Source organism: Vibrio sp. GLN_1, from assembly GCF_043106015.1.
Taxonomy (GTDB): Bacteria; Pseudomonadota; Gammaproteobacteria; order Enterobacterales; family Vibrionaceae; genus Vibrio; species Vibrio parahaemolyticus.
Genome location: NZ_JBICMD010000036.1, coordinates 786,024 through 797,334 on the forward strand (window position 1 = coordinate 786,024; position 11,311 = coordinate 797,334).

Below are 11,311 nucleotides of genomic sequence, written 5' to 3' on the forward strand. Positions count from 1 at the left end.
CCGTACAAGGCAAGCGAAAACTCTATCTAGCCAAATGAATGCGTTCCCAGCCCGATCCGTTTTTCTAATAAGGAGCCGAGAGAAAATTTGGTTAAAGATAGCGTTTGGTTAACGAGTTATTTAAACAGAAAGTCAAGGTTCATGTGTTGTTCTATCGCATCCGCAATACGGTTAATACCTTGTTCTTTCAATGTTTCAAAATCTTGCTGTTTGACCTGAGTGCCATTCACCCACTCAGTAATGAGGTTTAGCGCTTCCGCTTCATCAAAACATCCGTGCAAGTAGGTTCCCATAATTTGGCCACATTCACTAATGGCACCGTCACATTCTCCGTTGTCGAGTTCAAGCGGTTGTTCGTCAAGTACTTGGCTTCTACCAACATGAATCTCATAACCTTTCACCTTCGCTTTTTGGTTATTGAGATTGAGCACAGCTTCAGTCTTGGTGAGCTGTTTACTACCAGTCAGCACGGTATGAACATTCAATAGTCCCAAACCTTCGCTTGAACCCGGTTCACCTTCTACACCGTCTGGATCATCAATCGTTTTACCAAGCATCTGGTAGCCACCACAAATGCCCATTACTTTTCCACCTAAACGAATGTGGCGCAGAATGTCTTTATCCCAACCTTGGCTTTTTAGATATGCCAAATCGTCTCGTACTGATTTCGTTCCCGGTAAAATGATGAGATCGGCTTTATCGATCTTCTCACCTTTCCCAACATAGCGAAGATTAATGTCGGGATTTAAGCGTAAAACATCAAAATCAGTATGATTGCTAATGCGCGTTAACACCGGAACAACCACATTTAACTTAACTTCAGAGTTCAACTCCTGCTGTGCAGTAATGGCGTCTTCGGCTTCTAGGTTCAAGCCGTGCAGATATGGCAACACGCCTAAAACAGGCTTACCCGTTTTTTCTTCTAGCCAATCCAGACCTGATTGCAGCAAACGAATATCGCCACGAAAGCGATTAATGACAAACCCTTTTACTCTCGCCTGTTCAGATTCAGAAAGTAACGCCAATGTTCCGTATAAATGCGCAAACACACCGCCACGATCAATATCCGCAACAATAATCACTGGCACATCGGCTGCTTCCGCAAACCCCATGTTTGCGATATCGCCTTCTCTCAAGTTGATTTCCGCTGGGCTACCAGCACCTTCGATCATGATCGAATCAAACTCTTTAGTCAGCTTAGAAAACGAATCCAACACCGTGTTCATGGCCACTTTTTTGTAGTCATGGAAACTGGCGGCATCCATATTCGACAAAGCTTTACCTTGAAGAATTATCTGAGCACCTGTGTCGCTATTTGGCTTAATCAAAACCGGATTCATGTGCACAGTTGGCTCAATATTACACGCCTGAGCTTGAACCGCTTGAGCTCGTCCAATTTCACCGCCATCTTTGGTTACGGCACTATTGAGCGCCATATTTTGTGGCTTAAATGGGGCAACATTTATCCCTTTTCTGGCTAATACACGGCATAAACCTGCCACAAGCACACTTTTTCCGGCATCTGAGGTGGTGCCTTGAACCATTAACGATGGAATTGCTGATTTCATGAACATTTGTAAGGAGTAAAAGAAGATGAACAATCATAACGTTATCGTCAGTCCTGACTCAAGCAAATGAATGGAATATGAATGTTGAAATCATCATTGGTTCAAACTCGGTTTGTTTTAATAGCACCATCGAAAACAAACACACATAGGAATCAAACATCATGAAAAAAACAATTATCGCAACAATTGCAGCATTGACTATTGCCCCATCTATCGCACTTGCAAAAGATCCCAGCCAAACCCCATCTAACGTGCAATTTGGCGGCCCAGTTACCGTCGAAAAGTTAGATACACTATTGAAAGATTCCAATATGTTCACAGAGAAAGACGTAGTAGTAGAAGGTAATTTACTCCGCCAAGTTCGTGCTGATACATTCATTTTTAGCGATGGAACCGGTGAAGTTATGATCGAGTTAGACGATGACATTCGTCTAAATTCTCCGATTGACCAAACCACCAAAGTTCGCCTGTTTGGTGAGTTCGAAGGTGGCAACAAGCCAGAAATCGAGGTTGAGCAATTAGTCATTATGTAAGGTAGTCACAAATTTCGCTTTATATCAGCATGATGTAAGAAATTGTGTCTGTTAACAGATGACGGCAAGCACTTAAAATGATAGCTTTACGATTCTTGGTCTGCTTTTTGCAGACCATTTTTTTGTTCATTTTAATCATCTTGCCCGGAGACGCCATGCTAGGTAAAGCTCTAAAGGTTGCAGCCATTGGTTTGTGTGCTGTTTTGCCACTATCCGCACATGCAAATAATTTCAACTACAACATGATGGAATTTCGCATGGGCACTAGCCCTGGTACTTTTGGTGGCGAGTTCACTACGTACTTTACAGAAAACACCCACTTTGTTGCGCGCGCTGACAGTGAATTCAGTGGTGACTGGGATGTTGCTGGTGGTATTGGTTTCAATGGCCCTGCTGGTCAATTTGCTGATATTTACGGTCAGATGTTGGTACATAACATCAAAGAACACGGCAGCGATAAAGTTGGCGATGAGTGGCGCACAGAGGTCAACATCGGTACTCGCATTTGGTTTATGCAAAATTTAGAACTTCACGCTCGCCTTGGTCAAATCATGGATAACGACAATGCCAATACGATTTACAACGTTGGTGCTCGATTCCACTCGACACAACAGCTGTCTTTAGGCGCAGATTTCAAAAACAACGGTGTTTATGGTCAGCAGATCGTAATGTCTGCCCGTTTCGCGTTCTAATGTTGATTCAGACCAACCTGATTTCTCTGTAAGATAAAAAGGCCTCCGTTTTGGAGGCCTTTGTCGTATTAAAACTCTTACTTTTTGGTCGACTTTGTTGGTTTGTCTTGAATGTACTTTTTAGACACATCCACAACGGCGATATCTCTGAAGAAGCTTCGGCCTAAGAGAATTGGAAACTTCATGTGATCGCGGTCAGCTAGAGTAAACTCCGTCTTCTCTTTGTAGTCGCCAACTTGGATATAAGCGACAACAACAGCTCGTTTATCTACTTCATCAGAAGATGACTGCTTCACCTTAGCCCAACGCTCAACAGGCACTTTGAACTCTTTGCTCGTCTTACCATTGATGTCGATTTTAAACTGAACCCAATCTTTACCATCACGCTCAAAAGGCACGATTTCCGTCGCACTGATTGAAGACGTTGTCGCACCGGTATCGACTCTCGCTTTAAACGTCTGGTCGATCGCGGGCACATAAACCCACTCTTCTGAACCCAAAATCAGCATACCATCAGGTGTTTTTTGCACCTTCACAGGTTTTTCTGGTTTTGGTTCTGGTTTCTTTTCAGGCTTTGTTTCCGGTTTAGGTTTCACCTCAGGCTTAGGTTCAACCTCTGGCTTCACTTCTGGTTCAACCGTCGCCGGTTGTTCAACTTTTGGCGTTTCTGGCTCAACAGGCTCTGTGGTCGTTTGAGTTGACGTACAAGCAATTAAACTGCCGCTCATCATAAGCGGCAGAATCAGTTTCCAGTTATTCATCCACACTCCAATTAAGGTTGAGATACTTTCTTAATTGCGTCAGCTACGTATGGAATATGAGTTTCGGTTAAGCCAGCGATGTTAATTCGACCATCGCCAACACCATAAATGCCATAATCTTCACGCAGTTGCGCCATTTGGTTTTCACTAAAGCCTAGCACAGTAAACATGCCTTTGTGACTCTCAATGAAGTCAAATTGATCTGTATTATGGTTGTTTCTCAATTCGTTACACAAACTTTGACGAAGGCTGACCAAACGTTGTTGCATTTCGCTCAACTCTTGCTTCCACACAGAAGTCAGGTTCGCATCTTGCAGAATGGTTTTCACTAAAGCTGCACCGTGATCGGGTGGCATCGTGTACGTAGAGCGCGCCAACGTTAACAATTTGCCTTTCGCGTTAGTGATGTCTTGCGTGTTCTTACCCACAACAATAGCAGCACCAGTACGTTCGCGGTACAAGCCAAAGTTTTTAGAACAAGAAGTTGTAATCAACATCTCTTCGACATTATCCGCCATGTAACGAAGACCTTTTGCGTCAGCTTCTAAGCCGTCACCAAAACCTTGATACGCGATATCAACAAATGGCGTAAAACCGTTCTTTTGAGAAAGTTCTGTAATAGCTTGCCATGCGGAAAAGTCGATGTCTGCGCCTGTTGGGTTGTGACAACAACCATGCAGTAGAACCACATCTGTCGGCCCTGCTTTAGCAAGATCATCCAGCATTTTTGCAGTGTCGACTTGTTTCGTTTCTGGCGAGAAATAATGGTAGAACTTAACTTTAAGCCCAGCAGCTTCCATTACTGGCTTGTGGTTCACATAGCTTGGATTCGAAATCCAAACCGTTGTATCTGGTTGTGCGACCTTCATTAGGTCACCCAGCATACGCAGTGCACCACTTGCTCCTGGCGTTTGAATTGCAGCAACACGATCCATCGCTGACGTTCCCGTCAGTAGAAGATCAATCATGCTTTGGTTGAACTCTTCACAACCAGCAAGACCAACGTAAGATTTGGTTTTTTGAGTTTCAACAACGACATCTTGAGCCATTTGAATGGCTTTCATGATCGGCGTTTCGCCTGCGCTGTTTTTGTATACGCCAATACCAAGGTCAACCTTGTTTGGACGTTCATCGTTACGGTATGCAACGGATAAAGATAAAATTGGATCTAATACGGGAGTTGGTAGATTAGAAAACATGAAAGTCATAACCCTTTGAAATTCAAGTATCGAACCTCACGTTAACACTATCGTTAAAAATGGCGAAATGATTTTTCACTTATTTCATCAATTAGAGGAGAATATTCTGAGAGCCAAGAGGTTCTGTGCGCCCAATCGTTCACAAAAAGTACGAATCACTTCTCAGGATCTCGCTCTATTCTTCCATTTTGTCTGAACTCTCTTGGCGTCATGCTCGACCACGCTTTGAAGCGCGTACTAAAGTTTGCGCTGGTTGGGTACCCGACAATCTCACCAATATGTTGAATCGGCCACTCTGTTGAACGAAGTAAACGCGCGGCATACTCCATTCGCATGCGCATCAAGTGTGCCATCGGGCTTCGACCAAATTGTTGCTGCGTTAAACGATGTAAATGGGGCTCCGAACATGGATAGAGTGCCGCTAACTGCTCAACGCTCCAGTCTTTATGTAATTGACGCTGAACGAGGTCAAATACGCGGCGAAGTTTAAGCTGATTGCGAGAAACAGATTCCGAAGACGGCATATTCAGCATCAATTCCAGTTGCGCTACGCTGTGAGCACCGACCGCACTACCGTAATCAATGGACAGATTTATGCTACGAAGCAATGTCTGAATACATGAATACATCACTTCCGGTGCAGGTGTTAGTTGATAGCTGATGTTTTCTCCAACCATCGACCACTCTTTATGTTGGGAAAGAAATACCCAAGCGATTTGCCACGTTTCATCTTCCATTCCAAACCCATTTTCAATCCCCGCAGGCACGACCACCAGCGATCCGGGTTCAAGCTCATAACGGCACGCCCCACTTTCTAACCAACCTTTACCACGCACAGTATAAAGCAGCATGTGTTTCTTCTGGTTCTTGCGATAAACGGAAAAGAAGTCACGGCAAGTCGCGATCCCACACTGCACAATGCCTCGTTCTTCCAGTGCAAGCACTCGCGTGTGATCAATGAACTCTTGATAGGTTTTCTCTGAGATGCTGTAACGCTCTTGCTTTTCTTCCATGTCGGTGGCTCGTACTGTGAGTCATCGCGTTTTTACAATGACAAAATTTATTTGCGGGTGTTAGTTGAGAGTTTTGCAAAAGTTTTGGATGCCTTTGAAAAATACAACGCGAAATCATGGGGATAAACTACTCGCATCAATCTTTAAGGAGAAATGCGATGCTCTTAACACGCGAATACATCGATAAAGCATTTTGGCAAAAGCTGATTGCGATTGGCCTCCCTGTTTCACTGCAATCCATGCTTTTTGCGTTGCTCGGCGTCGTGGATATTTTCATGGTGAGTCTACTCGGCGAATCCGCAACAGCTGCGGTCGGTGTCGGAAACCGCATCTTTTTCTTCAACCTTGCGGTCGTTTTTGGCCTGTGTGGTGCGGTAACGGTGCTGGCTTCTCAATATTACGGCTCAGGGAATATGGCGGGAATTCGCAGAACGTTGGCGCAGTCTTGGTGTATTTCCATTTTAGTGACGCTGCCATTTATTGTTCTTTATGCGATTTTTGATGAAGAGATCGTCTCTTTCATGTCAGACGCTCCTGAATACGTCACTTATGCACGTGACTATCTTGTGGTTACGGGCTTTAGTCTCATTGCAACGGCGATAGTGGTACCGATTGAAGCGGTATTGCGCTCCGTAGGCCAAACCAAACTGGCAACCAACGTTAGTATCTCCGCCATTGTTGTGAATGTCGTGCTGAACTCCGTTTTGATTTTCGGTTTATTTGGATTTCCTCAATGGGGCGTATTTGGTGCAGCAGTCGGTACTTTTGTTTCTCGATTTTTCCAAACTGCCGTATTGATTTACTTTTTCTGCAAACGTTATGCGCACCTGATTCCGACCAAATTCGATTGGGCACAAGGCCGTTTAAAGCAGTATCGTCAAAAATACTTTAAGGTTTCTCTACCCATGTTGATCCACGATGCGCTCTGGACTGGTGGACTGATCGTTTACAGCATCATCTATGGTCAATTGGGCGTTTCAGAACTTGCGATCATCTCATTCTTGTCGCCAATTGAAGGTGTACTGATTTCAACCTTTATGGGATTTGCGGTCGCTGCATCCGTCCTTCTTGGGAATGATATTGGCGCAAAACATTATGATCGGGTCGAGAAAACGGCGTGGTGGTATGTGTTAACCAGCGCAATCTTAGCCACCTTACTGTTTTTCCTAGTGTGGTTGAGCTCGCCTTTGATTCATCATCTATTGGTACTTAGCCCATTAACCGATGCAGAAATGGCACTCAACGCATGCTTAGTCATGGCGCTGGGTATGATTTTGAGAGTGTTTAACATGGTAGGGATTGGCGGCGTACTAAAGAGTGGTGCGGATATTCGCTACAGCATTTTTATTGATACGTTCGGTCAGTGGGCTATTGGTATTCCCCTTACCTATTACACTGGCATGGTACTCGGGTTGCCTTTGCATTTTGTCTTAATGTCTCTGCTAGCTGAAGAATTTGTGAAAGGCGTACTGACGACTTATCGTATCCAATCTAAACGTTGGATAAACAATATGGTCGAAGATGACCAAACGGTGACAGCATAACTGAAAATGCACTGACGAACTCACACCAAAAGGGCTCACCCGTTATGCACGCGTGAGCCCTTTTTATGTTTGGAGAATACTTAGTTAGATGTCTGTAAAGCGATGAATGATTTGGTTTGAACTACCACGCCATTCGAGATTGAGGTCTTTCTTGTCTTGTTCAAACTTACCATCAATCAAAACGTCGATGTATTGCACCACTTCTCTTTGCGCGTCATCCAGTTCAGCCAGCGTGTAGCCTGTCCAAACCCAGATGTCTTTACCGGGACACTCTTCTCTCACCCTTTTCACGATCTTTAAAATATGAGGCACATTAGCAGGATGAAGCGGATCTCCGCCCGACAACGACAAACCGCGACGTTTAATGCGCGTGTCATTCAAATCATTGATGATCTTGTCTTCCGCTTCTTGCGTGAACAACACACCCGAATCCAAGCGTTGCGTCGACTGGTTGTAACAGCCTCGACACTGATGCACACAGCCCGACACAAACAATGTGCAGCGCGTACCCGGTCCGTTAACAACGTCAATTGGATAATATTGGTGGTAGTTCATAATGCGTCTCTTTGTTATCGCGAAAAAGAAAATCAACCTAAAGCAGGTTGATTTTCAAAGTGTTGAATCGAGTGGTAATTAACCTTATAGGTGTTTCACTCGACGTTTAACTTCTTCTTGTTTGCCGAAGTTAAACGGACGTGCATCTGGGCTGCCCAAGTAGCCACATACGCGACGTGTCACCGATACTTTGGTTGAATCGTGGTTGCCACAACTTGGGCAAGTAAAGCCTTTGCTTGTACATTCAAACTCACCGGTGTAACCACATTCGTAACACTCATCAATCGGAGTGTTGGTTCCGTAGTAAGGAACGCGGGTGTAACTGTAGTCCCACACGTTTTCTAACGCTTCTACGTTACGTTGCATGTTCGGGAACTCACCGTAGCAGATGAAGCCACCGCTTGAGATTTCTGGGTAAGGCATCTCGAAGTCGATCTTGTCGTAAGGGTTTACCTTCTTCTCAACGTCCAAGTGGAAGCTGTTGGTGTAGTAACCTTTGTCTGTTACGCCTTCAATCAAACCAAACTCTTTGGTGTCGATGCGGCAGAAACGACTACATAGGTTTTCACTTGGTGTTGCGTACAAGCTAAAGCCATAGCCAGTTTCGTCAGCCCATTGGTTCACCGCATCTTTTAGATGTTTGATGATCGCGACCGCTTTTTCACGCAATACGGCATCATCGTAAACGTGCGCTTCAGTACCAAACAACGCGTTGATAGTTTCATGCACGCCAATGTAGCCTAGAGAAATTGACGCACGGCCGTTTTTGAAAATTTCTGCAATCGAATCGTCCGCTTTCAAGCGCACACCACATGCACCTTCCATATATAGAATGGGCGCAACGCGCGCTTTTACGTTCTCTAGACGAGAAATACGCGTTTCTAGTGCTTTACGAGCAAGACGTAGACGATCATCAAGCAGTTCATAGAACTTCTCTTCGCTGCCTTTTGCGCGAAGTGCGATACGTGGCAAGTTCAAGCTAACTACACCAAGGTTGTTACGACCTTCATGGATAAGTTCGCCATCCTCTTCGTAAGTGCCTAGGAAGCTACGACAACCCATAGGTGTTTTGAATGAACCCGTTACTTCCACGACTTTGTCGTAGTTAAGAATGTCTGGGTACATACGTTTTGAAGCACACTCAAGTGCAAGTTTCTTAATGTCGTAGTTTGGATCTTCTGCCTTGTGGTTTAGACCGTCTTTAATACCGAACACCAATTTAGGGAATACCGCGGTTTTACGGTTTTTGCCAAGACCAGCGATACGGTTTTTCAAAATCGATTGCTGAATAAGACGAGACGCCCAGCTTGTACCAAGACCAAAACCAAACGTAACGAATGGCGTTTGACCATTTGCCGTGTGCAGTGTGTTTACTTCGTACTCTAGCGATTGGAATGCGTCGTAACACTCTTTCTCGGTGCGCGCTTTAGCGAACTCTTCTGGCTCGGCAATGTTCCACTCTTTCGCGATCTCTAGATGTTTCTCGTAGCTTGTCATAACGTACGGAGCAAGCACTTCGTCGATACGGTTGATTGTCGTACCGCCATAAATATGGCTAGCTACTTGAGCAATAATTTGCGCCGTTACGGCAGTCGCAGTTGAAATCGATTTAGGCGTGTCGATTTCTGCATTACCCATTTTGAAGCCGTGCGTTAGCATGCCTTTCAAATCGATAAGCATACAGTTAAACATCGGGAAGAATGGCGCGTAATCCAGATCGTGGTAGTGAATGTCACCCACTTCGTGTGCTTGAACCACATCTCGAGGCAGGATGTGCGTTTTCGCGTAGTGCTTCGCCACGATACCCGCTAAAAGGTCACGCTGAGTTGGGATAACTTTGCCGTCTTTGTTCGCGTTTTCGTTGATCAAATCAAGGTTACTTTCTTCAATCAAGCCTTCGATTTCACGAGTTAGTGCACTTTGCTTTTCACGCGCGATGTCGCGGTCATGGCGATATTCAATGTAAGAACGTGCTAGGGCTTTGTAAGGACCTTGCATGAGTTCATTCTCGACTAAGTCTTGAATCTCATGGATGTGAACTTCATCGTGATCTTTTAGCTGTAACTCGACAGCAAGAGCGACATTAAGAGCATAAATGGCGACATCTTTATCTTTGTTTTCCGCTGCCGCTTCAACTGCTGCTTGGATACGATCCCTGTTGAACGGAGCTCTTGAGCCGTCACGCTTGATTACGATTGGTTTCACTTTCTTCTCCTTACCCCAGCATACTCACAGAGTTATCCACAAACACACTATATGGGGTTATTTTTTATTCTGCTAACACAACATATTGTGGCGTATTTAACGAAAAGCACCACTTGAAAACATTGATTTTGATCAATAAAGATCGGCTAGCGGACAAGAACAAATCGATCTTATTGGTACTGATCTCAGTTGCGAAGAAAACCGTGAAAATTGCAAAATTGGAACTAAATCTACTTGCTTTTTTGGGATGTCTTATAGAATAAAGGTTGGAAAGGAATACGCTAAAAACCAGGAGTGAAACAAGCCAATATGCGATCACTATTTGTTACTACCTTATTAATTTTTAGTTCAACGTCACTTGCTCAAAACTCCATCAACTTAACCAGTTGGAATATAGAATGGCTGTCTATAAATGGAGGTAAGGTTTCGAGAACCAGTGACGATTTCGTCAAACTCAACCAATATGTGGATAAAACTCAAGCCGACATCATCGCCTTTCAGGAAGTCGACTCCAAAGCCGCCGTTCAAAAAGCTGTAGACGATGGCTACGCGATTTATCTCTCTGATCGAGCTCAATCAAACAATAAGCACCTTCAGTTTTCTGATACCAATCAGTACACCGGTTTTGCTGTGCGCAAAGACATTGAAGTGTCTGACCCAGCAGACTTCTCAATCACGCGTGGTCATAGCAAGTTGCGCTTTGCCAGTTACATCGTCGTTAACCCAAGCCAAAAGGACGAGCTTCACCTGCTCTCTGTGCATCTAAAAGCAGGATGCAGCGGAGCGTACAAAAACAGTCGTGATTGCCAGACACTGAGTCAACAAGGAGAAGCACTTGCGAAATGGATGAGCGAGAGAGAAAAGAAAAAAGAGCAGTATGCCGTAATGGGCGATTTCAATCACAACTTGTCGTATCAACGTGATTGGTTGTGGGCGATCATGACGCTCGGTAACGATGCACAATTGGTAACGCGAGATACTCAAGCCGATTGCAAGGTTCGCTCAAATAAGAACCCAAGCAAAACACACCAATTCCGCTCTTTGATTGATCACATTATTGTGAGCCCGCAAATAAAAGCGAAAAACGCGCATCAAACGCTGTTCAGCTCACAAGATGTTTTGGATTACAAACTGAGTGACCATTGCCCTGTAAACGCAACGGTAACGCTTAACTAAACGAACAAAATAGCCCAGCATGTTGCTGGGCTATTTTATGTTGTTTGCTAGATAGACGTTTAACT

General features: G+C 44.5%; 10 protein-coding genes. 4 read left to right on the forward strand and 6 right to left on the reverse strand.

Translation table 11 applies throughout. The features are described 5' to 3' along the window. Nucleotides 1–116: 116 nt before the first annotated feature. Nucleotides 117–1,568, reverse strand: coding sequence for a cobyric acid synthase (locus ACF8OV_RS21300; protein ID WP_203502995.1), 1,452 nt, complete (start codon nt 1,566–1,568; stop codon nt 117–119). Nucleotides 1,569–1,729: 161 nt separating this feature from the next. Here ACF8OV_RS21300 and ACF8OV_RS21305 point away from each other — a divergent pair, with 161 nt between their 5' ends. Continuing rightward, a complete protein-coding gene (locus tag ACF8OV_RS21305; RefSeq protein WP_021484658.1) occupies nt 1,730–2,101 on the forward strand; it encodes a YgiW/YdeI family stress tolerance OB fold protein in 372 nt (123 codons plus the stop codon). Between the two features lie 155 nt (nt 2,102–2,256). Then, complete coding sequence (locus tag ACF8OV_RS21310; protein WP_005460944.1) at nt 2,257–2,793, forward strand: hypothetical protein; 537 nt, start codon at nt 2,257–2,259, stop codon at nt 2,791–2,793. 77 nt (nt 2,794–2,870) lie between these two features. Here ACF8OV_RS21310 and ACF8OV_RS21315 read toward each other — a convergent pair whose 3' ends face one another. From ACF8OV_RS21315 to ACF8OV_RS21325, 3 genes are all read right to left on the reverse strand, one after another. Beyond that, nucleotides 2,871–3,554 carry a RimK/LysX family protein gene (locus ACF8OV_RS21315; RefSeq protein WP_025558626.1) on the reverse strand — a complete coding sequence of 228 codons (684 nt, stop codon included), beginning with the start codon at nt 3,552–3,554 and terminating at the stop codon, nt 2,871–2,873. A gap of 11 nt (nt 3,555–3,565) precedes the next feature. Continuing rightward, nucleotides 3,566–4,753 carry an amino acid aminotransferase gene (locus ACF8OV_RS21320; protein ID WP_020842158.1) on the reverse strand — a complete coding sequence of 396 codons (1,188 nt, stop codon included), beginning with the start codon at nt 4,751–4,753 and terminating at the stop codon, nt 3,566–3,568. 155 nt (nt 4,754–4,908) lie between these two features. Next, a complete protein-coding gene (locus ACF8OV_RS21325) occupies nt 4,909–5,766 on the reverse strand; it encodes an AraC family transcriptional regulator (RefSeq protein ID WP_005479361.1) in 858 nt (285 codons plus the stop codon). Nucleotides 5,767–5,924: 158 nt separating this feature from the next. Here ACF8OV_RS21325 and ACF8OV_RS21330 point away from each other — a divergent pair, with 158 nt between their 5' ends. Beyond that, nucleotides 5,925–7,310 (forward strand): MATE family efflux transporter, encoded by a 1,386-nt coding sequence (locus ACF8OV_RS21330; RefSeq protein WP_203502993.1) that lies wholly within the window; start codon nt 5,925–5,927, stop codon nt 7,308–7,310. Nucleotides 7,311–7,394: 84 nt separating this feature from the next. Here the strand turns inward: ACF8OV_RS21330 and nrdG are convergent, their stop codons facing one another. Together nrdG and nrdD are read right to left on the reverse strand one after the other, a co-directional pair. After that, complete coding sequence (gene nrdG, locus ACF8OV_RS21335) at nt 7,395–7,865, reverse strand: anaerobic ribonucleoside-triphosphate reductase-activating protein (RefSeq protein WP_005394529.1); 471 nt, start codon at nt 7,863–7,865, stop codon at nt 7,395–7,397. 84 nt (nt 7,866–7,949) lie between these two features. Next, the gene (gene nrdD / locus ACF8OV_RS21340) at nt 7,950–10,070 is read right to left on the reverse strand and encodes an anaerobic ribonucleoside-triphosphate reductase (RefSeq protein ID WP_015313257.1); all 2,121 of its coding nucleotides are present in this window, start codon (nt 10,068–10,070) and stop codon (nt 7,950–7,952) included. Between the two features lie 309 nt (nt 10,071–10,379). Between nrdD and ACF8OV_RS21345 the strand changes: the two genes are divergently transcribed. After that, nucleotides 10,380–11,246, forward strand: coding sequence for an endonuclease/exonuclease/phosphatase family protein (locus tag ACF8OV_RS21345; protein WP_317676194.1), 867 nt, complete (start codon nt 10,380–10,382; stop codon nt 11,244–11,246). Nucleotides 11,247–11,311: the final 65 nt, after the last annotated feature.